21 protein-coding genes and 1 riboswitch are annotated in these 26,088 nt (G+C 30.7%); of the genes, 13 read left to right on the top strand and 8 right to left on the bottom strand.

Annotated features, from left to right (window positions below; genetic code table 11):
• Positions 1–282 precede the first annotated feature (282 nt).
• Positions 283–381: riboswitch (SAM riboswitch) on the top strand.
• A gap of 43 nt (positions 382–424) precedes the next feature.
• The 4 genes from G0Q09_RS12175 to G0Q09_RS12160 all read left to right on the top strand — a co-directional run bounded on the left by G0Q09_RS12175 (position 425) and on the right by G0Q09_RS12160 (position 6,375).
• Entirely contained in the window at positions 425–1,423 is a 999-nt protein-coding gene (locus G0Q09_RS12175; protein ID WP_219035074.1) for a homocysteine S-methyltransferase family protein, read from the top strand.
• The gene (metH, locus tag G0Q09_RS12170) at positions 1,411–4,074 is read left to right on the top strand and encodes a methionine synthase (protein WP_219035073.1); all 2,664 of its coding nucleotides are present in this window, start codon (positions 1,411–1,413) and stop codon (positions 4,072–4,074) included. The genes G0Q09_RS12175 and metH overlap by 13 nt, the downstream gene beginning before the upstream one ends.
• A 274-nt stretch (positions 4,075–4,348) precedes the next feature.
• A complete protein-coding gene (gene metF / locus G0Q09_RS12165) occupies positions 4,349–5,305 on the top strand; it encodes a methylenetetrahydrofolate reductase [NAD(P)H] (protein ID WP_219035072.1) in 957 nt (318 codons plus the stop codon).
• 455 nt (positions 5,306–5,760) lie between these two features.
• Entirely contained in the window at positions 5,761–6,375 is a 615-nt protein-coding gene (locus tag G0Q09_RS12160) for an alpha-ketoglutarate-dependent dioxygenase AlkB family protein (protein WP_219035071.1), read from the top strand.
• On the opposite strand, the gene G0Q09_RS12155 is transcribed toward G0Q09_RS12160, so the two are convergent.
• Positions 6,376–6,912: a hypothetical protein gene (locus tag G0Q09_RS12155; RefSeq protein ID WP_219035070.1), complete on the bottom strand. Its 537-nt coding sequence runs from the start codon at positions 6,910–6,912 to the stop codon at positions 6,376–6,378.
• 103 nt (positions 6,913–7,015) lie between these two features.
• Positions 7,016–7,762: a M15 family metallopeptidase gene (locus G0Q09_RS12150; RefSeq protein WP_236688214.1), complete on the bottom strand. Its 747-nt coding sequence runs from the start codon at positions 7,760–7,762 to the stop codon at positions 7,016–7,018.
• Between the two features lie 69 nt (positions 7,763–7,831).
• On the opposite strand from G0Q09_RS12150, the gene G0Q09_RS12145 reads away from it, so the two are divergent.
• Positions 7,832–9,106: a hemolysin family protein gene (locus G0Q09_RS12145; protein ID WP_219035069.1), complete on the top strand. Its 1,275-nt coding sequence runs from the start codon at positions 7,832–7,834 to the stop codon at positions 9,104–9,106.
• 300 nt (positions 9,107–9,406) lie between these two features.
• Here the strand turns inward: G0Q09_RS12145 and G0Q09_RS12140 are convergent, their stop codons facing one another.
• The 6 genes from G0Q09_RS12140 to G0Q09_RS12115 form a co-directional block, all read right to left on the bottom strand.
• Complete coding sequence (locus G0Q09_RS12140) at positions 9,407–10,846, bottom strand: MFS transporter (RefSeq protein WP_125350321.1); 1,440 nt, start codon at positions 10,844–10,846, stop codon at positions 9,407–9,409.
• Between the two features lie 297 nt (positions 10,847–11,143).
• Complete coding sequence (locus G0Q09_RS12135; protein WP_125350322.1) at positions 11,144–11,971, bottom strand: 5'-nucleotidase, lipoprotein e(P4) family; 828 nt, start codon at positions 11,969–11,971, stop codon at positions 11,144–11,146.
• Positions 11,972–12,027: 56 nt separating this feature from the next.
• Positions 12,028–12,579: a hypothetical protein gene (locus G0Q09_RS12130; RefSeq protein WP_219035068.1), complete on the bottom strand. Its 552-nt coding sequence runs from the start codon at positions 12,577–12,579 to the stop codon at positions 12,028–12,030.
• 58 nt (positions 12,580–12,637) lie between these two features.
• Positions 12,638–12,844, bottom strand: a complete 207-nt coding sequence (locus tag G0Q09_RS12125; protein WP_125350324.1) for a hypothetical protein — start codon at positions 12,842–12,844, stop codon at positions 12,638–12,640.
• 237 nt (positions 12,845–13,081) lie between these two features.
• Positions 13,082–13,657, bottom strand: coding sequence for an acyl-CoA thioesterase (locus G0Q09_RS12120; RefSeq protein WP_257468226.1), 576 nt, complete (start codon positions 13,655–13,657; stop codon positions 13,082–13,084).
• On the bottom strand, positions 13,654–15,156 hold the full coding sequence (locus G0Q09_RS12115; protein ID WP_219035067.1) for a GH3 family acyl-acid amido synthetase: 1,503 nt from the start codon (positions 15,154–15,156) through the stop codon (positions 13,654–13,656). Before G0Q09_RS12115 ends, G0Q09_RS12120 begins: the two co-directional genes overlap by 4 nt.
• Before the next feature lie 256 nt (positions 15,157–15,412).
• Here G0Q09_RS12115 and porW point away from each other — a divergent pair, with 256 nt between their 5' ends.
• From porW to G0Q09_RS12075, 8 genes are all read left to right on the top strand, one after another.
• The gene (porW, locus tag G0Q09_RS12110) at positions 15,413–17,836 is read left to right on the top strand and encodes a type IX secretion system periplasmic lipoprotein PorW/SprE (RefSeq protein ID WP_443093329.1); all 2,424 of its coding nucleotides are present in this window, start codon (positions 15,413–15,415) and stop codon (positions 17,834–17,836) included.
• Positions 17,837–17,857: 21 nt separating this feature from the next.
• Complete coding sequence (locus G0Q09_RS12105) at positions 17,858–18,703, top strand: DUF3472 domain-containing protein (RefSeq protein WP_219035065.1); 846 nt, start codon at positions 17,858–17,860, stop codon at positions 18,701–18,703.
• On the top strand, positions 18,700–18,993 hold the full coding sequence (locus G0Q09_RS12100; RefSeq protein WP_219035064.1) for a helix-turn-helix domain-containing protein: 294 nt from the start codon (positions 18,700–18,702) through the stop codon (positions 18,991–18,993). The genes G0Q09_RS12105 and G0Q09_RS12100 overlap by 4 nt, the downstream gene beginning before the upstream one ends.
• Positions 18,994–19,135: 142 nt before the next feature.
• Positions 19,136–21,532: an outer membrane beta-barrel family protein gene (locus tag G0Q09_RS12095; protein WP_219035063.1), complete on the top strand. Its 2,397-nt coding sequence runs from the start codon at positions 19,136–19,138 to the stop codon at positions 21,530–21,532.
• An 80-nt stretch (positions 21,533–21,612) separates the two neighbouring features.
• The gene (locus tag G0Q09_RS12090) at positions 21,613–21,834 is read left to right on the top strand and encodes a hypothetical protein (protein WP_219035062.1); all 222 of its coding nucleotides are present in this window, start codon (positions 21,613–21,615) and stop codon (positions 21,832–21,834) included.
• A gap of 130 nt (positions 21,835–21,964) precedes the next feature.
• On the top strand, positions 21,965–23,218 hold the full coding sequence (locus G0Q09_RS12085; RefSeq protein ID WP_219035061.1) for a radical SAM/SPASM domain-containing protein: 1,254 nt from the start codon (positions 21,965–21,967) through the stop codon (positions 23,216–23,218).
• A 4-nt stretch (positions 23,219–23,222) separates the two neighbouring features.
• Positions 23,223–25,409, top strand: a complete 2,187-nt coding sequence (locus G0Q09_RS12080; RefSeq protein WP_219035060.1) for a peptidase domain-containing ABC transporter — start codon at positions 23,223–23,225, stop codon at positions 25,407–25,409.
• A gap of 145 nt (positions 25,410–25,554) precedes the next feature.
• On the top strand, positions 25,555–25,992 hold the full coding sequence (locus G0Q09_RS12075) for a DUF3472 domain-containing protein (protein ID WP_219035059.1): 438 nt from the start codon (positions 25,555–25,557) through the stop codon (positions 25,990–25,992).
• The last annotated feature ends 96 nt before the right edge of the window (positions 25,993–26,088 follow it).

Below are 26,088 nucleotides of genomic sequence, written 5' to 3'. Positions count from 1 at the left end.
AAAAAATACAATTAAAAGAAAAAACAAATCTTAATAATTTTTAATAAAACCCTATTTTTATTAAAAATATTCTAAAAACTACAATTTTCAATAACTAATTAAAATATTATTTCTTTAAAATAGTAATTTTAAAGAAATATTTTCTAAAATAAATTTCAAAAATGACCTATTAGAGATTTTGAACTATTTCAAACAAAAATTATTTCTATGAACCAAGTTTCGAACTCGTTTTTTTCAATCTTGATTTTTTTATTCTCAATACTTTAAATAATTTTGCACATAGCTTTATAAAGAAAGATGGAGGGAATAGGCCCGTTGAAATCTTAGCAACCCAAAGTATAGTTGGGTGCTAAATCCTACTCAAATAGAGAAAGATAAGGATTTACCTCACACTTCTTCCCATAAGGCTTTTAAAATATTTAGAATGAAATTAGACGATATACTAAAAGAGCGTATTGTTATTTTAGATGGTGCAATGGGAACGATGATCCAAAAGCACAATTTACAAGAAGAAGATTATCGTGGAGAACGATTCAAGGATTTTCATACTTCTTTAAAAGGAAATAACGATTTATTGGTTTTAACCCAACCTCAAATCATAAAAGATATTCACCGAGAATATTTGGCTGCTGGTGCAGATTTAATCGAAACAAATACGTTCAATGCCAATATTATTTCTATGGTTGATTATGATATGGTTGATTTGGTTGATGAATTAAATTACGAAGCCGTTCGCTTAGCAAAAGAAGCTTGTGAAGAGTTTTCTACCCCAGATAAACCTCGTTTTGTAGTTGGATCTTTAGGTCCAACCAACAAGACAGCCTCTATTTCGCCACAAGTAAATGACCCTAGTTATCGCGATGTGGATTTTGATTTATTGGCAAATGTATATTATCGTCAAGCAAAAACAATGTTAGAAGCTGGTGCAGATATTTTACTTGTCGAAACTATTTTTGATACTTTAAATGCAAAAGCAGCATTTTATGGAATTCAAGATGCGATAGAAAAAACAGGAATCAACGTTCCTCTAATGGCTTCTGGTACAATAACAGATAAATCTGGACGTACACTTTCTGGACAAACAACAGAAGCTTTCTTGATTTCATTAGAACATATTGATTTAATTTCAGTTGGGTTAAATTGTGCTTTAGGTGCAACAGATTTGATTCCATATTTAGAAGTATTAGCCGAAAAAGCACCATTTTATGTCAGCGCATACCCAAATGCTGGTTTACCAAACGCTTTCGGTGGATACGATGAAACTCCTGAAATGATGCGAGATTTTATCAAACCTTTCTTAGATAAAAAATTGGTTAATATTTTGGGTGGATGTTGTGGAACTACACCAGATCATATCAAATTGATGGCAGATTTAGCAAAAGAATACGAACCTCGAAAAATTAGTGAACAATGTCAGGCGTAAAAATTCAACTTTCTGGATTAGAACCTTTAATTGTACGAGAAAATTCAAACTTTGTAAACGTTGGCGAACGTACAAATGTAACTGGTTCTAAAAAATTCTTGCGATTAATCAAAGAAGAAAAATTTGAAGAAGCACTTCAGGTTGCACGTGACCAAGTGGATGGTGGCGCGCAAATTATCGATATCAATATGGATGAAGGTATGCTTGATGGTGTAGCTTCTATGGTAAAATATTTGCGTTTGATTGCTTCTGAACCTGATATTTCGAAAGTTCCAATTATGATTGATTCTTCGAAATGGGAAATCATCGAAGCTGGTCTAAAAAATGTTCAAGGTAAGGCGATTGTCAACTCAATTTCTTTAAAAGAAGGCGAAGAATTATTTATCGAACATGCTAAGAAAATTAAACGTTATGGCGCTGCAACAGTTGTAATGGCATTTGATGAAAAAGGTCAAGCTGATAATTATGAACGCCGAATCGAAATTGTAAAACGTTCGTATGATATTTTAGTGAATGAAGTAAATTTCAATCCAAGAGATATCATTTTTGATGTGAATATTTTCCCAGTTGCAACGGGAATGGACGAACATCGACGCAATGCAATCGATTTTTTTGATGCAACTAAATGGATCAAAGAAAATCTTCCACATGCATTAGTTTCTGGTGGAGTTTCGAATGTTTCGTTTTCATTCCGTGGAAATAATGCGGTTCGTGAAGCGATGCATACAGCATTTTTGTATCATGCTATCAAACATGGAATGGATATGGGAATCGTCAATCCAGAAATGATTGAGATTTATGATGATATTCCTAAAGATTTATTAGAACACGTTGAAGATGTTTTATTGGATCGACGTGACGATGCAACAGAGCGTTTGATTGATTTTGCCGAACATCTAAAAGGTGTTACAAAAGAGAAAAAGAAAGATGATACTTGGCGCGAATTACCTTTGGAAAAGCGTATTGAAATTTCTTTAGTAAAAGGAATTACAGAATTTATTGACGAAGATACTGCAGAAGCTTTGGAAAAAATTGGTTCTCCATTACGTGTTATTGAAGGTCCTTTGATGGACGGAATGAATGTCGTTGGAGATCTTTTCGGAAGTGGTAAAATGTTCTTACCGCAGGTAGTGAAATCGGCTCGCGTAATGAAAAAATCTGTTGCTTATTTAACGCCATTTTTAGAGGAAGAAAAACTTAGAAATAAAACAGACAAAGAGCCTTCTAAGATCTTGATGGCAACTGTAAAAGGTGATGTTCACGATATCGGAAAAAATATTGTTTCAGTTGTTTTAAGCTGTAACGGCTTCGAAATTATCGATTTAGGCGTAATGGTTTCTTCTGAAACAATTTTAGATGAAGCGCAAAAAAATAATGTCGATGTAATTGGTCTTTCTGGATTGATTACTCCATCTTTAGATGAAATGGTGCATGTTGCCAAAGAAATGAAACGTCTTAATCTTGATATTCCATTAATGATTGGTGGTGCAACGACTTCTAAAGCGCATACAGCCGTTAAAATTGCACCAGAATATGATAAAGCAATTCATGTTTTAGATGCTTCTCGTTCGGTTACAATTTGTCAAAAATTGATTGGAAATCAACAGGCAGAATTACTTACAGAAACAACTACTGATTATACAAAAATTAGAGAAGGTTTCTTAAATCGTGCTGTATCAAAGGAATATCTATCAATTGAAGATGCTCGAAAAAATAAATTAAAAGTTGATTTTGAAGAAAATAAACCTTTTAAACCAAATAAATTAGGTGTTTTTACACATCAAACAACAGTTTCTGAATTAAGAGATTTTATCGATTGGACGCCATTTTTCAAAACATGGGATTTACATGGTAAATTTCCTGCGATTTTAGATGATGAAATTGTCGGAACAAATGCCAAAGAACTATATGTAGATGCTTTGTCAATGTTAAATAAAATTGAAGCTGAAAATTTAGCTAAACCGAAGGCTGTTTTTGGACTTTTCAAAGCGAATACGGTAAACGATGATACGATTGAATTGTTTGATGAAAATGATAACAAAATCGAGGAATTTTATACACTTCGTCAACAAGCGAAAAAATCGAAAAAACAACCAAATATTTCAATTGCTGATTTTATTGCGCCGAAAGATTCAGCAATTCAAGATTATATCGGTGCATTTGCTGTAACTGCTGGTCAAGAAATTGAAGAAGTTGCTAAAGCTTACGAAACAAATTTAGATGATTACAATTCGATTATGGTGAAAGCAATTGCCGATCGTCTAGCTGAAGCTTATGCAGAATATTTGCACAAATATGTTCGTACAGAAGTTTGGGGTTATGCGAAAGATGAAACTTTATCAAATGACGAATTAATTTCAGAAAAATATAAAGGAATTCGCCCTGCTCCTGGTTATCCTGCATGTCCTGACCATTTAGAAAAAGAAACAATTTTCAAAATTTTGGATGTAGAGAAAAATGCAGGGATTGAGTTAACAAGTTCGTTGGCGATGTATCCAGTTTCATCTGTTTCGGGTTATTATTTTGGAAATCCAGAAGCAAAATATTTCGGAGTTGGTAAAATAAAAATGGATCAGGTTGAAGATTTTTCAAAACGTAAAAATATAGAACTTGATAAAGCTGAACGTTGGTTGAGTCCTAATTTGGCGTAAAAGCGTTAAGCAAAAATAAAATTTATCATTCAAAATGAGCGTTTCGAAATAAAGAATCTCAGATTCCTCGACAAGCTCGGAATGACAACGAACGTAGAACAAAATAAAAAAATGCGTTAGGGATTGTAGTGAAAATCCTTTTTTGTTGATTGGACGAAGTCGAAATTAACAAAAAAGATTGTAACGAAAAGCCCGCCCGAAGGAAACGCTCAAATAAAAGAAAATATATAATCGAAATTCGAGATTCGAACTTCGCTAAACGATAAAATAAAGAATGAAAGTTACCGAACATATAGAACGCGCAAACGGAAAACCATTATTTTCTGTAGAGATTTTACCGCCTTTGAAAGGGCAAGATGTCAATGCGACGTTCAAAACTTTAGACCCGTTAGTTGAGTTAAATCCAGCTTTTATCGATGTAACTTATCATCGTCAAGAGTATATTTACAAACAGAAAGAAAACGGGTTATTGAAACGTTATCAGGTACGAAAACGTCCTGGTACAGTTGCGATTTGTGCTGCGATACAGAATCATTATAAGATAGACGCAATTCCGCATTTGATTTGTGGTGGATTTACAAAAGAAGATACAGAAGATGCGTTAATTGATTTGAATTTCTTGGGAATTGACAATCTTTTGGTTTTACGTGGAGATCCTATAAAATCGGAAAAATCTTTTGTTCCTGAAGTTGGTGGACATGCAAATGCTTCGGAATTGATTGAGCAAATTACTGCTTTGAATACAGGAAATTATCTAGACGACGAACTACAAGAATCGCATGCAATGGATTTTTGTATTGGTGTAGCGGGTTATCCTGAGAAGCATTTCGAATCACCAAATCTTGCAATGGATTTGTATTATTTGAAAAAGAAAGTGGAATTGGGAGCTGATTATATCGTGACGCAAATGTTTTTTGATAATCAGAAATATTTTGATTTCGTTAAAAAATGTCGCGAAATGGATATTAATATTCCGATTATTCCAGGTATAAAACCTTTGACAACTTTCAATCAACTAACGTCGATTCCACAAAATTTCTATTTGGACTTACCAGAAGCTTTGGCAATGGAAGTTTTGAAGTCGAAAGATAAGGAACGAATCAAGGAAATCGGAATTGAATGGTGTATTCAACAATGTAAAGAGTTGATCGATTTTGGTGTTCCTGGATTACATTTTTATACAATGAGTAATTCTATAAATACAAAAAGAATCGCTGAGACAGTTTATTAAAATAACAATAGTTGGTTGTTTATCTTTTCACAAATAAACAACCAAAATTATTAATTAAATTAATACGTAAAAATTAATCCATAGAAAAATTGTTTTTCCCCCTTATAGTCTTATAACTCATCATTACAGCGATAAGCGAAATAATTGTAACCGAGAAACTGATGTTCAAGATAAAATCCGCATGATCTACATTTAACATTTTTAAAAAGACAGAAACAAGAAGTAAAATACTACTTACAAGGAAGAACTTAATTGTGTTCTTAAAAATCAATTTATTCATATTGTGTTAAATTTTGGTTAAATAAAAATAAATAAAAAATTATATAATCCAAATTTTTTTTGACTTATTCAATATTAAATTTTAAATAACAAACGTTGTAAAACTTTATTTATCTGCACATTACATTAACTGAATTAAATCTAAATTCCTTATTTTTGATCATATAAAACTATAAATGGATCTTTTTAACGATTTATTTGACGGACAACAAAATCTACTTCCAAAAGATGGAACTGTAAATTATTTTGGACAAATTATGACCGATGAAAAAGCGCATCATTATTATTCTATATTATTAAATGAAATTGAATGGAAAAACGATCAAGCAATAATATTTGGAAAATTGATAGAAACTAAACGAAAAATTGCTTGGTATGGAGATTTTCCATTTGCTTATACCTATTCCAAAATCATGAAAACAGCTTTGCCTTGGACTGATACTTTACTTGAATTAAAAAAATTAGCTGAGGAAAAAACTGGCGAAACTTATAATTCTTGTTTGGTAAATTTATATCACGATGGTTCCGAAGGGATGGCTTGGCATAGTGATGGTGAAAAACAATTGAAACGTCATGGCGCAATTGCCTCGCTAAGTTTCGGCGCTGAACGTAAATTTGGTTTTAAACATAAAGAAACTAAAGAAGTAATTGCTTTAAATCTTGCAAGTGGTAGTTTATTAGTTATGAAAAATGAAACACAAGATTATTGGCTGCATCGCTTACCTCCTACTAAAAAAGTAAATTCGCCACGAATTAATCTAACATTCAGAACAATAGATTTGGAGCAATAATTATTTTTGCTTGGAGATTTCAGCTTTATAAAAAGTCAAACTTTGTTGATTAAATTTATTCAGAAATGCATCATTAAAATCATTCAAAGAAATAACATCCAAATCAATTTTAGTTTTTAGCGTTGGTAAAGCAATCACTTTATTTGATGATTTATCCAAACTATTCCATTTCGCAATAAACTCTTTTGTAGCTGTAATAAAAGTTGATTCGCCATTTTCTTTCGAATAATCATCCGAAACTATTGAACGTTTTATGGCAGATAATTCAATCTTTTTTGTCTGACGATTGTATCGAAAATAAGATGTAAACAAAACATCTCCTATTTTATTGATAATCTTGAAACCTTTCTTTGTTTCCTCAATCTTCGTATTACGATCCAATTCATTAAAAGCTAAACTACTCTGCTTTTTATATTCAGTATCAGAAAGTAAAAACTCTATTTTATTCGTTTCAAAATTAATTGAAACCTTGTCAAACTTTCCATCGCCATCCAAATCTTTCACAATCGATTGTTTGGCAAAAGTTAGTAAACTCATGCTCAAAAATAACGATATGAAAAATGTTAATCTCATCAGAAAGTATAATCTCTTAAATTTTATTTAAAGATACCACAAAAAAAGCTCCAAAAAGGAGCTTTAACTATTTAATAACAGGATTTATATCCAAAATATTTTCTTTTCGATATTTTTCGATAAAATCATCTGTAAAATTTTCGCTTCCTAACAATTTATTTTCTTGTAAAACCTTTTTAATATCAAGCTTTTTATAAGCTTGTAACATCGGTTCAGAAATCGCTTTATACGTAAAATGCCACGGTTCATATTTGAATCCTTTTCTCGCTGAATTATCCGTGTACACCAAATAAAAACCATATTTAGATGCATTTTCATCTAACCAAAGTTTAAATTTATGCATTGATCCTCCTTCGTTAAAATGTTTCTCATTCAACGGATCTGCTGGTATTCCGCGCGTTCCGTCTATAATATCCAAATCAGTTCCCCAATGGTGACGAGAAGTTCCTGGAATGGTAGAATATTCAATAATCTTTTCGATGTTTTCTTTCGCTGCAATTTTCTTCGCTTGATTTGCTTTATACTTGCGCTCCCAAATTCCGTTTTGATACGTATAATTTCTATAACTCGAAATCACTTGTATTTTAAAGCCTGCTTTTTGCGCATCAGCTTTCATTAATTCAAATTGTTTTGCAACTTCTGGCAACAATTTATACCCATTCCCCACCATCGTAGGATTTCCTTTACCAATCAATTCAGCGGTTGTAAAAGCAGGTAAAATAGTATCTGTTTCTTCTGGTGTTTGATCGCTGCTACCGAAAGCACAACCAGCATTTAGCATAAAAGCAAGTAAAATTAAATAAGAAAATTTCATAATATTAAATTGAGACATTATGGTAGGTATTAGATTTTGGTTTATTTTTATCAAAATTAAAGAATAAAAGTGGAGATTGTTATAATAATCGTATTGATTTTATTGAACGGAATTTTTTCCATGTCAGAAATGGCACTTGTTTCGTCAAGAAAATTCAAATTAGAAAATCAAATGAAGAAAGGAAGTTCTGGCGCTAAAACAGCTTTAGAACTTGCTGAGAATCCAAACAAATTTTTATCAACCGTACAAATCGGAATTACCCTTATTGGTATCTTGTTAGGGGTTTTCTCTGGTGATAAACTAACTGCAGATTTAACAGAATTTTTAACATCTATCGCTTTCATTGCACCTTACGCCAAAACACTTTCTCCAATTATTATGGTGGTTATCATCACTTATTTTTCGATTGTATTCGGCGAATTATTACCAAAACGTTTGGGAATGAGATTTCCTGAAATGGTTTCTACTATTGTTTCGAAACCGATGAAATGGTTATCTATCATCACTTCACCATTTGTTTGGTTATTAACGGTTACCAATGATTTTTTCTTGAAATTGTTTGGTATTAAAGATGATAGCAGCGAAGTTGTTTCGGAGGAAGAAATAAAAAATATCATCAAAGAAAGTACAGAAGGTGGTGAAATTCAGGAAAAAGAACACGAAATCTTAGAACGTGTTTTCGAGCTTGGAGATCGTCGTGTAAATACGTTGGCAACGCATCGTTCAGAAATTGCTTCATTAGATATTTCGGATGATTATGAGAAAGCCCGTGCAAAAGTCAAGAAAAATAAATATTCTGCCTACCCCGTTACGAAGAACAATAATTTGGATGAAATCGTTGGTATCTTGAAACTAAAAGATATGTTTGGGGTAAGTAAAGAAGATTTTAGCCTTAAAAAATTCATACACAAACCTATTTTTGTCAACGAGAATTCGTTTAGTTATCCGTTGTTGGAAATGTTACAGAATTCGCAGGCACATTTCGCCATTATTTTGGACGAATATGGTACAACGGCTGGTATTGTAACGATAAATGATATTCTGGACGAATTGGTTGGTGATACACCAGAGAACCAAGACGAAGACTACGAAATCGTAGAACGTGAAGATGGTACATGGTTGATCGATGGGCAATTTTCTATTTACGAATTCGAGAAATTTTTTGAGATAGATATAGACGAAGACATCGAAAATAGATACGTTACCGTTGCTGGGATTTTCTTGGACAAATACGAAACCATTCCAAATGTTGGGGATAAGGTAGAAGTAGAAGATTTGACGCTAGAAATTGTAGACAAAGATGGTAATCGTATTGATAAAATATTGGCATATCGTAAGAAATAAAAAAAACTCAACCAAATGGTTGAGTTTTTTTTGTAACTCACTAATTTATTTTTTGAGCAGTAATATAATTTTCTCCATTAGCACTACTTCCTAGACCAGTAAATAGATTTATAGCGATGCTGTCTGGGTAGTGGTATTTGAATTATTCTAATTAGAATATTTTCTAGAACCTTGTCAAAATGTTGTAATTTGTTGTTTCTCTTGTCCCTTCACCTATTATATTAATTCAATAACTGAAAAGGCTGTTTTATAATAAATTATAAAACAGCCTTTTATTAAATTACTAAATATTAAATCTTCCTAATGTCCTCCTTCAGATTTAACTTCACCAAGATTTATTCCTTGTTTTTTAAGAATTTTAGGCGTTGCAATTGCATAAAATACAAGATACACAAAACATAAAATACAAACAATATAACTAGAATGAACAGTTGATAAATCTGCAATATACCCTTGGAATATACTTACTAATCCTCCTCCCATAATCATCATAATTAAGAAGTTACTTCCTTGCGAAGTGTTTTTTCCTAAACCATTAATTGCTAATGCAAAAATACAAGGCCATAATGTACTACAGAACAAACCAACACTTGTAATAGAATAAATAGAGACTAAACCAGTTGTATTCATTCCGATTAATAATGCTACAATTCCAATAATTGAGAAAGTTAATAACATTTTAGCAGGGTTTCCATTTGTCCATAAAGAAGCTAAAATCATTATTAAAATAATTACACTATATAGATAAAATGGTTTCAAATCATGCCCTGCAATGTAATTAACTAATAAGAAAATCCCAAAAGCTAAATAAGGTGCTATAAATTTAAGAGCCAATGTTTTTGTCTTATCTAAACCAAATGCTTCTGCTGCACCACCCCAACGACCAATCATCATACTTGCCCAATATAACGAAACATATGGTGTTACTCCTTGTATATCGAACCCTAATTCATTGTGCATATATGCTGGTAAATTACTTACAGTAGAAACTTCTACACCTACATATAAGAAGATCGCAAGCATTCCTAATAATAATTGAGGATATTTTAAGGCTGATGATTTATCATTTTTTGAAGTTGCAATCGCACTATCCTCTTCTTGTTCTGGATGATTTGGTAAAGACGAAAATTTCAAGAAAATAGCAACAGCTAAAAAAGCAACACCCAAACACAAATATGGAATTTTAACTGCTTCTATACTCAAAGTTGTTTCTCCTTCTCCTCCTGCACCAAAAATTGCATAAGCAACAATTAAAGGTCCAATTGTAGTTCCTAAGTTATTAATACCTCCAGCTAATGTTAAACGTTGAGATCCAGTACTTGCATCTCCTAAAGCAATTGCAAGCGGATTAGCAACAGTTTGTTGCAACGAAAAACCTAGACCTACAGTAAACAAACCTGTTAACATTAAAGGAAATGATCCTGTATTGGCTGCTGGTATAAAAAAAAGCGTTCCAATAGCTGATAAAAGAAGTCCAAAAGATAATGAATTCTTATACCCAAATTTATTGATTAAATCTTGTTTAGCTAATAATGAAACGCCCATATAAATTAAAGCTCCAACCGTATAAGCGATATAATAAGCTACTGCGACTAATTGACTTTCGGCTTGGGATAAATCAAATGATTTTTTAAAAACTGGAATTAAAATTTCATTACTTGCCGCTACGAATCCCCAAAAGAAGAATACTGTAACCAGTGGGATAAATTGACCCCAATTAGTTTTTTGTGATTGACTCATGTGTTTTGATATAATTTTTTTTTAAATATTGGTTGATGATTGCCTAAACAACCAGCTTATAAATATAGGTTATTTATAGTTTAATTTACAAATAGGTGAATGCTTAAATATTATACAGCACAAAGAAAAAAACTATATATTCAATAAATAAATATTATTTTTTTACAGATCAAATAATAATTAATAGATTATTTTTAACAAAAACATGTTAAATGTATTTAAAATTTAATTTCTCACTTTTTTATAAATCAAAAAAAAACTGTCCGATTAAGACAGTTTTCATTGTGTATTTATTCTTTATTTCACAGGAGTTTCTCTCGCAGCTTCGTATATAATCGAATCTCTTTGCTCTTGCGTCAAGTCATATTTGTAATCAAATATTGCAGATTCCCAATCTCCATATCCAACATTCGGCAATACAATAAATCGTTTTCCAAATTCAGATTTTAAAGTTTCTACAGCTGCCGCTCTTTCTTTTTCAGATTTATGATTATCAAATAAAGAAGAAAAATCTGTTAAACTATCTCCTAACAATAAAACAATGTCATAATCTTTCGAAATATTTTGACGACGTGCTTCTTTGCTACTTTCTTTACTTCTCAAAATCAAATTCTGAGCACTTTGAATTGGATAATTGTATTTTTCTAAATTTGCCAAAGTTCCAGGACGCTCTACTTCGTATCGATTTGTAACGTAAAAAATCTGAACACCTTTACTCGCTGCATACTGAAAAAACTCTTGAGAACCAGCCAAAGGAGTTGCAATTCCTTTCGACGTCCAATTTGCCCAAGTTTCTTGCGACCACGTTTTTCCTTGACGCGCCATTTCTACTGCATAGTACGAATTATCCAAAAAAGTTTCGTCAATATCCGTTACAATCGCTAAAGGTTTTGCGCCTTTTGTCGCAATTGCTTCATCCAATCTCATTTTAGCAACATTATAAGCTTGCTGGCTTAAGGCTTGATATTCAGCAGCACGTTGTTGAAAAAATGCAGCATAAATTTTACCATCAACTTGTAAACTTTTTTGCTGAACTGGTTGTTGTTCAGTAACTATTTTTGGTGTTTGACAAGCTGTTAATCCAAAAAGCATCAAGCTTCCAAGCATCAATTGTATATGTTTCATATCTCTAAATTCTGAAATGCAAAATTAAGCCTTACAATTCAAATCAAAAAATCAGATTACTGAATGTATTTAATCGATTCGAAAGTTGTTTGATGAAAATAGTTTTTGAACTGATGATGTTCTCCATTAATTTCTATATCAATTTCCAGATAATCGTTTTGATTAAAATGAATTAAATCTGTTTCGAAAAAATAAATATTTCGGATAACGTGAGAATCAGGTAAAATGGTATTTTTCAATAAAATATCATTTGTCCCCATTGCCAATTCTCCATAAAATGTAACATCAGCTTTGATTTTTTTTTGAGAAAAATTTGAATAAAAATCAGCTTCAACGATATTTATACGAACTGTTTTTTCGGTATTATTTTGAATAGAAATTAAGAATTCTAATGTATTTTTTTTCTTTGTTACCGAATCTATTTTTACTTGAAATTCTGAAATTTGTTGATTAGAATCATCAATCAAATCATCATTTTTTTCAATTTTTAAAAACGATATTTTTGGTTCTTCTTCTTTCGGAAGTGGTTTTTCAATTGGAACTGTTTTTAATTTTTTGTAAATAACAAACAGCACTAACAATACAAGTAAAATGAATAAATATTTCATTTTACAAATTTAGAAATTAAATCGTTTTTCTGATTTCGAAAAAATGATTTGTTTCGTTTTAGACAATTTTTTTTCTGAAACGAAAAGCACAAAAAGCTAAAACAAATACACTTCCTGCTACAGCAAAACTAATAGGATTTGAAGATTTAGAGCTATTTTCAGTAAAATTTGTTTGTATTAATTGACTATTTAAACCAGAAGATTGAGCAAATGAAATAGTTGTACTTGCAATGAATAGTAATAAAAATTTGAAGAGAGTTTTCATAATAATGAATTAAATAAAAAGTTTGGTTTTGATATTAAGAATCGATAAAACAAATACAATGCCTAATTTTCTTAAAATTAAATAATTTGCAATTTAGTAATGCCACTCAAATTCAATAATCAATTTTTTGGAGCATAACAATTAGGAGATAAAATATAAACTATTTATCAAAACCCTATAAACAAAATAACTCAATTCATTTTCAGAATTGAGTTATTTATTAATGATGTAAAAACTTTAATCTAGTTCTATTTTCACGAAATGATTGTCCAATAAATGATCAATTAAATCTTGCGATTTATAATCAATCGGATCTTTTATTTGTTCTTTTGCTTTTGTATGTTCTTCAATTCGATGCAAAGCTTTATAAAAGCGTCGAACTTCGTTCAGATTCTTCAAAATTAATTTTGGAGCTTCTGCTTTTTCACCATTTTCTTCTTTGCATATCATCGTAAAATAAGACGAATTACAATGTTTAATTTCACTTGTTTGGATATTTTGACTTTCTACTCGAATTCCTACGACGATTGACGTTCTTCCGACATAGTTTACCGATGCTTTTAGCGTTAATAATTCTCCTACTTCTACTGGCGTTAAGAAATCTACTCTATCCACAGACGCCGTAACACAGTATTTTCCAGAATATTTGGAAGCACATGCGAATGCAATTTGATCGAGTAGAGTAAGAATGAATCCACCGTGTATTTTTCCACTAAAATTGGAATGTGACGGAAGCATTAATTGCGAAAAAGTTACCAATGAACTTTTTACCGTTTTGTAAATCATTTTATCTATTGTTGTGTGTGTGTTCAATTTGTAGTAATTAAGTTTAGACTGTAAAATTCATCTGCAATTTCGCGATTATTAGACAAACGAGGAACTTTATTTTGTCCACCTAATTTCCCTATCGATTTCATATAATGCTGAAAACCTTCTGTTTTAACTTCAGAAACGACAAGCGGACGCAAGATATTTCCCGTAATCAAATCATCGTAATACGTATTTTGGCGACGCATTTGTGTATCTAATTCTTGATTAAAAATAGTTATATCTTGTGGTTTTTGATCAAATTCTATTAACCATTCGTGATATGGCAAACCTTCTGCTGGATTAACTTGAGGCGCAACTGTAAACTCATTTACACTCGCTGGATATTTTTCTAAAGTTTTTTGCAACGCCTGTTCCACTTCGTGACCAATTACATGCTCACCAAAAGCAGATGTATAATGTTTAATTCGACCAGAAACAACAATTCTATAAGGTTTTATCGAAGTAAAACGAACTGTGTCACCAATATTATATCCCCACAAACCTGCGTTTGTATTGAGAATTAGAACATAATCTTTTCCTACTTCAACATCTTTCAATGAAATTCGGGTTGGATTTTCATCAAAAAACTCTTCAACTGGAACAAATTCATAAAAAATTCCATTATTCAATAAAAGTAATAAATCATCATTTTTTTGAGAATCTTGATACGCAATAAACCCTTCTGAAGCTGGATATGTCTGAATACAATCTATTTTTCGACCAATTAGTTGATTCACTTTATCGCGATAAGGTTCATAATTTACACCTCCTGTTACCATTAGTTGTAAATTCTTAAAAATCGACTGAACGTTTTCTTTTTCAGAAACTTTAATCAATCGTTCAAAATACATAATCAACCAAGGCGGAATCCCAGAAATCAGCGTCATATCAGCTTTCACCGTTTCATCCACTACCCTATCCACTTTTGTTTCCCAATCTTCAATCACATTTGTTTCATAAGATGGTAAACGATTTTTTTGCAAATAATTTGGAACAAAATGTGCGCTAATTCCAGAAAGTCGACCTACTTTCAATCCATTTTTCTCTTCAAGAATTGGACTTCCTTGTAAGAAAATCATTTTTCCGTCAACAAAATTAGAATTCTTTGTTTCATTAATATAAAACAATAAAGCATTTCGAGCAGAATTTATATGAGATGGAACAGATTCTTTTGTAAGCGGAATATATTTGGCTCCAGAAGTAGTTCCTGAAGTTTTAGCTAAATAAAGAGGTTTTCCAGGCCACAGAATATCAGGTTTCCCTTCAATTACTTCATCAAAATAATGTTTCAAACCTTCATAATCATTGATTGGAATTTGCGATTTGAAATCTTCATAATTTTTGATTGATTCAAAATGATGATCAACTCCAAACTTTGTATTTTTTGCAGCAATAATCAATTCATTTAGAATTTTGTCTTGTGTTTCTAGCGGATTATTTATCCACTTTTGTTCTTTGTTGACAATGTATTTTGCAAAAATTTTCGATAAAAAAGCTTTCATGCTGTTCCTTTAAAACATTATTATTGGTCGAATTTAAACAAATATTCTAAATAATTTAACAACAATTGCAATGATTTTTCTTAGTCAAATCACTAATTACATTAAAGCTAAAACGTTAGCTATCATTTTATAATCATCCCGTAAAAAGTCGCTTCTCTATTATTTCTATTCCACATAAAATTATCTTATTTTTTCGAAGGATACAAGATTTTTTCTAATCGAACGTTTTATTGTAGATTTGTTTTTATTCGCTATCATGAAAAAGATTGTACTGAGTATCTTCGCCGCAAGTTTTTTAATCGGCTGTTCTACGCAAAAAAATAGTTTCAAAAACCGACAATATCACAAGATGACATCGTGGTTTAATGGAGTATTCAATGCTGAGGATGAGTTAGAAAAAAAGAACACAGAACTACAAACAAATTATGTAGAAAATTACTCGAAGATTTTACCTGTTGGAATAGAATATTTTTCTGTTTCGGACTCTGCTAATTTAGGTGAATTTAATACGCCCAATTTTGGTATTGGAAGTGGAAATCGAAATAATCAAGATAAAGTAGAAAAACCTGTTGGATTTGCTGCTGTAGAGGCAAAAGCTTCGAAAGCAATCGAAAAACATTCGATGTTAATTAAAGGAAAAGAAAATAATCCTTTGATGGGTCGCGCTTATTTATTGATTGGAAAATCATTATTTTATCAAAAAAAATACTTTGAAGCGCTTGATGCTTTAAACTATGTTGTCAAAAATTTCAAAGATTCTAAATACGCGCAAGAAGCGCATGTTTACAAAACTGTTGCCGAAATAAAAGGTGGAAATTACTTTGATGGAATCGAAACTTTACAAAAACTTTACGAAAACGATCCGTATAAAAGTAAAGAATTAAAAACAATGATTGCGCGTACCTATGCTCAATTTTTAATTGATCAAAAAAAGTACGAAGAAGCACTTGATCCATTGCAAAAAGCCGAATATTTTTCTACAAATAAAGATGAACGAGTTCGAATATTTTATACGTTAGGACAAGTTTTTTCTAAATTAGGAAAACAACAAGAAGCTGGTGAAGCTTTCACGCAAGTTTATAAAATGAAGCCTGGATTTGATATGGAAATCAAATCGCAGTTGGCGATTGCAGCTAATTTTGATCCAAAAATTAATAATTACGGAAATTACAAGCAAAACTTGTTGGACATCTCGAATAAAGGAATTTATGCATCGAAGAAAAACGAGTTATATTACGGAATTTCTGAAATGGCTTTTCGAGCTGACAAAATGGATGATGCTGTAGAATATGCAAAATTGAGTTTGAAGGAACCAATGTCTGATCCTTATATTCGTGGGCGCGCTTTCGAAAATTATGGTGATATAAAGTTCAAGCAAAACGATTATGTTTACGCATCGGCTTATTATGATTCGGCACAAACAAGTTATAATTTGCCAGAAGATCAAACGCGTATTCAGAAACGAAATGATGTTTTGAAAAAATTGATGGAAAAACATTATTTAGTTCAGAAAAATGATTCAATTCTAAAACTTGCTGCACTTCCAAAAGAAGATCAATCAAAATTCTTCACAGATTATATTGAAAAATTAAAGAAAAAAGAAGAAAAGCAAGCTATAGAAGAGCAAAAAGAAATGGAAACTTTTCAGTTAGAGAATAAAACAGCAAGTTTTACGACGAGTTTCAATAATGCTGATAAAGGAAAATTCTATTTCTATAATCAAAATTTAAAATCGACTGGACAGCAAGAATTCCAACGTATTTGGGGAGGAATTTCGTTGAAAGATAATTGGAGAAATTCGAATGCGATAAGTACTGTAATTGAGGACAAACAGAATGAATTGACAGGGCAAATTGCTGCTGGCGATCCAAGACGTTTTGAACTTGATTATTATTTAGATCAAATTCCAACTTCTCAAAAAGCATTGAATGAGTTGAAAGTTGTGAGAGATACAACGCAATTGTCTTTAGGTACTGGATATTTTGATATTTTCAATAACTCAGAATTAGCTGGAAAAGAGTTGAAAGCCTTGGTTGCTTCGCCTCCAAAATCGGAAGATGTGTTATTAAAAGCGACTTATCAATTGTATCGTATTTATAAAAATCGTGATCAAAAATTAGAAGATGAATACAAAAATATCATTCTAACAAAATATCCAAATACGATTTATGCAGGTTATATTCTTAATCCAGAAGTTGAATACATCACTGCTGAAACAAAAGAAGCTTTAGAAGCCTACAAAGTTGCATACACGTTGTATCAAGATAAAAAATATGATGACGTAAAGAAAAAAGTACAAGAAGTAATTGTAAAATTTCCTACTGAAATTATCGTTGCTAAATTTGCTTTATTAAATGCTTATGCAATCAAACAAACTGGAAAAGATAGCGATTTTGAGCAAGCTTTAGAAATTGTAATTACGGCTTATGACGGAACCGAAGAAGCTAAGCAAGCAAAACGTTTGTTGGATAAATTGCGTAACACCAACCGAAAAACTACTGAAAATCAAAAGATTGAAGAAAACCAACCACAAATTAATGCTGTAGATAGATCACCTACACAAATCATTGAAAAAGAAATAAATCAACCGAAGAATAACAATGATGATAAAAATGTTCTTAAAAAAACTGTAAAAGAATCAAATACAGTTAGTCTTGAAGGAGGGGATACGAATTATTAAAATATAAATTAAATTAACACCATGAAAACAATTCATTACATCTTATTCTCTCTTTCCGTTTTGGTTGGAGGAAATGTAATCGCACAACAAACAAAAACTTATGACATTCCTTTGGTTGGAAATGCTTTTGAAGTCGGTCATAAAGAAGGATCATCATCTACAGTTACAAAAGTGAATGCTTTAATTTCTCCACAAACTAAAAATGTAACAAAAACGTATTTCAAAGTTTTAGGAACTGGAAATGTTAATATTCAATTAAAGGGTGAAGCTAAAAATGACGCTCAATTAAATGTTGGTTTCAATAAAAAAACAAAAAAATACAATTGGAAATCTACTGATAAAACTATTTCTGTAGGTACATTCGCTATTTCAAAACCGGGTTATGTTTCTGTTGATTTAAGCGGATTGAAAGGCGAAATTGCTATTACAGATTTTATAGTTAGTGGAACTGCTGTAGACAACGGAATTATTTATAGCAACGATCCGCAGTACTATTATTGGGCGAGACGTGGACCTTCTTGCCATTTAGCCTATGAAATTCCTTCTGATAAAAATGTTTCATATTACTACAATGAAATCGTTGTACCAAAAGACGCTGATATAATTGGTTCTTATTATATGGCAAACGGTTTTGGAGAAGGATATTTCGGAATTCAAGCTAATTCAGAAACGGAAAGACGTATTTTGTTTTCAGTTTGGAGTCCTTTCGTAACTGATGACCCAAAAAGTATTCCTGATGATGAAAAAATCGTTTTGTTAAAGAAAGGAGACAATGTGAAAACAGGAGAATTCGGTAACGAAGGTTCTGGTGGACAAAGTTGTATGAAACCATTTGACAAACGTTACGGTAAAAATTTAAGGCTATGAAAGCAAAATGTTTAGAAACTTTACGAAAAGTTAGACGAGAAAAAAACTTCTCACAAGACTATATGGCAGAAAAATTAAAGATTACCCAAAAAGCATATTCTGACATTGAAAATGGTAAAACAACACTAAAAAATGATATTGTTGTAAAATTAGCTAATATTCTTGATTTAAGCCCTGATGATTTATGCACTATATCCAACTCTTGTGGAAATATTCATAAATTAAAAAATGAAGAATTGCTAAAACTCCTTACTCAAAATAATATAGACATTCCCGACCACTTATTATAGAATCTAAAAACTTCCAAATACAGTTTTAGAAGTTTTTGGTATATTTTAGAAGTTTTACTACTTGGATTTTTCATTTATTGTAAATTAAATTTGTGCTGTACGAAAAACGATACAACCAAATTTTGAAATAAATTTGAAATAAATGCGAAAAATTATCCTAAATAATATCCTTTTTTTATTCTTCATCTTCCCTACTATTTTGTTTTCACAAAACAAAATCACAGGGCAAATTTTTGATGCAGAAAACAATCCTATTGAATTTGCGACAATCAATCTACAAACACAAAACAATACCCTTGTAAAAACTGAATTTTCAGATGAGTATGGAAAATTTGAAATAGAGGAAAAAACAGGAATTTATTTTCTTGAAATATCATATTTAGGAAATTCACTTTATACGAAAAACATAAATCTTACCGAAAATATAGATTTAGGAATTATTACAGTTGAAAACTCGATTCAATTAGAAGGAATAGTCATTACAAAAGACAAGAAACTTATAGAAAAAAAAATTGACCGATTAGTTTTTAATGTAGAAAATTCCGTAATAGCCACAGGAGGAGATGTTTTAGATATATTAAAAATAACTCCACGCATCAAGGTTCAAAATGACCAAATATCAATGATTGGTAAGAGTGGAATGTCTGTAATGATTGACGATAGAATGACATATCTTTCAGGTAGTGATTTGGCTAATTATTTGAGAACATTAAAGTCTGATGAAATAAAAAGTATAGAAGTAATTACAAATCCTCCTGCAAAATATAGTGCAGAGGGAAATAGCGGAATCATTAATGTCGTTACAAAAAAACAAAGACAAGACGCTTGGAACGCAACAATAAGGTCTGTTTATCAGCAAGCTACCTATGCAACAGGATTAGGTGGAGCTGGATTTAATTTTAAGAAAAATAAAATCACGTTATCTTCAAACTTGAATTACACTAATGGCTCAAATGCACCTATTGAAAATAACACTATTGACTATTCTAATATCACTTGGAAAGAACAAAATAAACGTAGAGATTTTTCAAAATCTGTTTCTGCAAGGTTAGGATTAGACTATAAAATATCAAATAAAATATCGACAGGTTTTATTTACAATTACTCACACAATACACCTGAAATAAGAGATAACGTAACCACTACTTTGTTCAGCCCTGAAACAAACTTCGTAGATTCTCTCATTATAACCAAAGCAAAAAATGAACGAAAAAGAATCTCCAATAATCTCAACTACCATTTTATATATGATATAGATACGTTAGGCAGAAAATTGTCGTTTGATTTTGATTTTTTCAATTTCAAGCTAAATTCAAACCGTGTTTTTCAAACAAACAATTACTATAATGATTCTACACCAATAGAGAACTCTTATAGTTCAGCAGATAATAAAGGAAATCAAAAAATTTCCAATTATTCTTTCAATCTTGATATGGAACACCCTTTTGATTGGGCTAATTTGAATTATGGTGGTCGTTTATCCTATATTAACACAGATAACAATTTTGAATATTATGATTTAACAAGTGGTGTGCCTATTTTCGATACTTCTCAAAGTAATCGGTTTAAATATGAAGAAAATACACAAGCTGTCTATTTTTCAGCTCAAAAAGAAATTAGTGAAAAATGGGAAGCAAAAATCGGGTTACGTTTGGAAAACACACAGCTAAAAGGTAATTCTGTAACATTAAATCAGGAAAATGAATCGAAATATACCAAGTTATTTCCTACTGCTTACCTCTCATTTGTTCCGAATGATAATCACTCGTTTTCTTTAAACTATAACAGACGTATAAACAGACCTAATTATAGTCTTCTAAATCCATTCCTATGGATTACTTCTCCTTATTCTTATTCAGAAGGGAATCCGTATTTGCAACCTTCTTTTTCCAATAATGTAGAATTTGAGTATATTTTTAAAGAAAACTACATCAGTACATTATATTTCTCTCATACTGATGACGGATTTGAACAGACAGCTATTTTAGATGCCGAAACTAATGTTCAACAAATTATTCCTCTAAATTTTTTGATTAACAGAACATTTGGGTTTAATCAAACCATAATCCTAAAACCACTAAAATGGTTGAACATTAATTTCTTTGGAGATGTCTATTATAGTAGTGCAGATTCTAAAATACCTGTAACATTAGATTATTTAAAAGGTTGGAACGGTTTCTTTTCTATCAGCAATGATTTAATCTTAAATAAAGAAAAAACCTTTATGTTAAATCTCTCTTATAATTATACAACAAAAGGAGTAGATAATTTGGACTATAACACATCACATAATCAATTAAATGCATCTTTAAGAGCATTATTTCTCGAAAAAAAACTTGTGATTTCTTTATATGCTAATGATATTTTTAGTTCCAATCGCCCTATTTATACAACTTATTCCAATAATATTAAAAATTCATTTAGGAATTATTATGATGAGCGATTTTTTAGATTATCAGCAGTTTACAATTTTGGTAAATCATTTAAAAGAAATAATAGGGAAATTAAAAATAGTGATGAAATAAACAGAACTAATTAAAAATATTCTTGCAAGAATAGACCGATGAAGAATAATGTCTTTAAACTTGATTCATTTTTTAACTTTAACTCATTAAAATTATGGGAAAGTCAAAAACCTTTTCAGAACTATCAAAAAGTATTGAAGTTCTGAATGAAAATGCTCAAGGGCAATTAAGAGGTGGATTTGCTGTTTTCTCTTCCAATGAATTAATCACAGATTTGGAAGATTCAAACAGTAATTGCACAAATAATTGTCGTTGCAAAAACAAGAACAGAAGAGATTGCCAAGGGTGTTCTAATACATCAATAGGTACATCTTAATTCTAACTGTTTTTACAAAAACTAAGGAAGACCTAAATTATAACAGGTCTTCCTTTAATTTCAGTAATCAAAAATATGACTTATTATGAAATTTAGTATGTATAATTTATTTCTTCCTTTTGAAAGAAAAATGTTAGCATATAATTCAGTAAATGATAAATTTATGCTATTAGAATATGCCCTTTATGATTTACTTCAAGCTGCTATAAATGAAAATAACCCAATAGGGCTTCAAGAAATACACCCAGATTATTTTAATGCTTTAATTCAAAATGGTTTTATCGTAAATAAAGAAAAAGATGAGTATGCAGAAGTAAGAGAGATAATTATAAATACAGACCAAGACGAAAGTTTTTTTAACATTATCATAAATCCAACAATGAACTGTAATTTTAAATGTTGGTATTGTTATGAAAATCACATTAAAAGTTCAAAAATGTCCGAAGACATAATTAAAAAAGTTTATAAACTTATTGATAATGTTACCTCTAAAGAAAAAACAAAAAACCTATATTTGAGTTGGTTTGGAGGAGAACCTTTGCTATATTTTGATAAAGTAATGATTCCAATATTGGAATATGCAAATCGTAAAACGATTGAAAAAAATATTGGCTTTGAATCAGATATAACAACAAATGGTTATTTAATTAATCAGAAGATGATTAATAATTTTATTCAATATAATATAACACACAATCAAATTACATTAGACGGCCATCGTGATTTACACAATACAGTAAGAAATGTAAATGAAAAGAGAGGTTCTTATGATGAAATAATTAACAATGTTAAATTACTTTGTAAAAATAACATAAGTACAACTTTAAGGATTAATTTTACAGATGAAACCTTGAAAAGTGTTTTAAATATTATTGAAGACATTAGTGATATTAGCAACGATGACAGAGAATGGTTAGAAATTAGCTTTCATCAAGTGTGGCAAACAAAAGAAAAAGGAAATTTAGAATTATCAGAGAAATTAAAAACAATAAAGAAAACTTTTAAAGAGAATAACTTTTTTGTATCGGGAAATACACGAGATAATATCAGAAATTCTTGTTATGCTGACAAAACCAATGAAGTAGTAATTAACTATAACGGAGACGCTTTTAAATGTACTGCTCGGGATTTCACAAAAAACAATAGAGAAGGTATTTTACAAGAAGACGGAACAATTGATTGGTTTGAAAAAAACACTACCCGATTAATGGCTAAACTAAACAATAAACCCTGTCAAACGTGTCCTATTTTACCTTTGTGCGGCTCGGGTTGCTCACAAGTCGCCTTTGAAAACAATGGAGAGGATTATTGTGTTTATGATTTTGACATTGAAAAGAAAAAAGAGGTTGTAAGAGAACATATTATAGAATGTATGAATTTGTAAATCAATGAAATTTATTCCTCAACACGACCAAATGGATTGTGGTCCTGCCTGTCTGGCAATGATTACAAGTAAATATGGTAAAAATTATTCTTTACAATATTTAAGAGAAAACTCTTTTCTGACAAAAGAGGGAGTTTCTCTGTTGGGAATAAGTGAGGCTTCAAAAAAAATAGGATTTGAAACACTAACTGCAAAATTAACCCTTGATGAACTAATAACAGGAAAAGAAGCTCTTCCTTGTATTTTACATTGGAATCAAAACCATTTTGTAGTTTTAAAAAAAATTACAAAAAGTATTTTTACAGGAAAATATTTTTTTCATATAGCTGACCCTGCACACGGTTTTATTAAGCTGAACGAAGAAAATTTTGCAGAATCTTGGATAACAGGTTATGACAAAGGAGTTGCTCTTTTTCTCAACCCGACAGAAAATTTTTATAAGCAATCTCCTCCCAAAGAAGAAAAATTATCTGTAAAACATCTTTTCAGATATTTATCTCCATTCAAAAAGCAGATAAGCATAATGTTTGTTTTGCTACTTTTTGGGAGTTTACTCAACCTTATTTTTCCTTTCCTTACTCAAAATCTTATAGATAAAGGAATAAACTCCAAAAACCTGAATATTATATCGCTTATTTTATTAGCTCAATTAGGAGTTTTTTTAGGAGTAATTACCTTTGAAATTATACGAAATTGGTTAATGCTTTTTGTTGGTACAAAAGTAAGTATCAATATTATTTCCGAATTTTTAAACAAACTTTTAAAGCTCCCTATCAAATATTTTGACACCAAGATGATAGGAGATTTTAACCAACGTATTCAGGACAATGAAAGGATTGAGGACTTTTTAACTTCACAAAGTTTAACAACCTTTTTTTCAATTATCACATTTTCAGTATTCTTTGGAGTTCTTTTATATTACGATTACAAAATATTATCGGTTTATCTGATTCTGACAGTTATATCAATTTTATGGTCTTTTTATTGGTTAAGAAAGCGAAAAATTCTCGACTATTTTCGTTTTCAATATCGAAGTGAAAATCAGGAATCTATCTACGAAATGCTCAATGGAGTAACCGAAATGAAATTAAATCAATATGAAGATTTTAAACGTAACGAATGGGAAAAAATTCAATATAAATTGTTCAATCTCAATATACGAGTTTTAAAAATCAATCAACTACAATTATCAGGATTTGAATTTTTCAATCAGATTAAAAATATTTTGGTTACATTTATTGCTTCCACTTTGGTAGTAAAAGGAACAATGAGTTTAGGGGAATTGTTAGCTATTTCCTATATTATCGGACAAATGAACTCTCCCGTAAATCAATTAGTTGGTTTTTTCCGTTCTTTACAAGATGCCAAGTTAAGTATGGAACGCTTAAACGAAGTACAAACTCATAAAACAGAGGAACATCAAAATCAAAAGACACTACTTTTGCAATCAGGTAAAGGAATAGAAATCAAAGATTTATCATTTCAGTACGAAGGCTCAAAGTCGCCTTTTGTATTAAAAGATATTAATTTCACTATTCCCGAAGGAAAAATAACAGCTATTGTAGGTGCGAGTGGAAGCGGAAAAACGACTTTAATGAAATTACTTTTGAGGTTTTATGAACCGACAACAGGAAAAATATTTTATAACGATGATGATATTTTAAGTTTATCTCCAAAAAATATTCGTCAGAATTGTGGAGTTGTTATGCAGGACGGTTATATTTTTTCTGACACAATCGAAAGAAATATAGCAACAGGAGATGAAATTATTGATAAAGAAAACCTTAAAAAGTCTGTTCAAATTGCTAATATCGAAAGTTTTATAGAAGATTTACCTTTGGGTTATAATACAAAAACAGGGGCTTCGGGAAATGGTATTTCGGGAGGACAAAAGCAACGAATACTAATAGCACGAGCAGTTTATAAAAACCCTCATTACATATTTTTTGATGAAGCAACAAGTGCTTTAGATGCTGAAAATGAAAAAATAATTCACGATAATTTGCAAGAGTTTTTTAAAGGAAAAACAGTTTTAATTATAGCCCACAGACTTTCAACCGTAAAAAATGCAGACCAGATAATTGTATTAAAAAACGGAGAAATTGTAGAAAAAGGAAACCATAATGAATTGGTTAAAAACAAAGCCGACTATTACAATTTAGTGAAAAATCAATTGGAATTAGGAAACTAAAAAGTATGGCTTCATACAACATCGGTTTTGCAAGATTGCGGAGTTAATGCTTAAATCAAAGTTTTTGCATATCTTTGAACTTTAGTGCTTAACCGAAAGTTTCGGCTTCTTTAGTCCGCAACCTCGCAAAGCCGTTGCCCGTTATATGAAATACAATTGGAAAGCCGATACAACGTATAAATTCTTATTGAAAGGTGTTCCAAATGGTGATAATTCGACAACTTATACAGCTTGGTTTTTTATGCCAGAAACGAATAATTGGCAAATCATCGCAAGCTTTAAACGCCCTAAAACAAATACATACCTAAAAAGATTTCACTCTTTCCTAGAAAATTTTATGCCAACACAAGGTTACTTAACTAGAAAAGTAAACTTCAACAATCAATGGGTTTATGATGGAGAATGGAAAAAAGTAAATGGAGCAAAATTAACTGTTGATGCAACTTATAAAGCAAATCAACGTATTGATGCAACTGGAGGAACAACATCTACTGGATATTTCTTGAAGATGGGAGGCTTTTTTAATGAAATTGAACAACCTGGAACAGCTTTTGTAATCTTCCCTAAAAAACGGAACGTTTAAAAATATAGTTTATTAACTTAGGGATAATTATGAAACAAAGCAATTTTACAGAAGTTCAGATCGTCAAGATCTTATCAAAACAAAATCAAGGCAAAA

It is taken from the genome of Empedobacter falsenii (assembly GCF_019308355.1).
Classification (GTDB): domain Bacteria; phylum Bacteroidota; class Bacteroidia; order Flavobacteriales; family Weeksellaceae; genus Empedobacter; species Empedobacter falsenii_B.
This window is presented reverse-complemented; position numbering and strand designations above follow the sequence as displayed.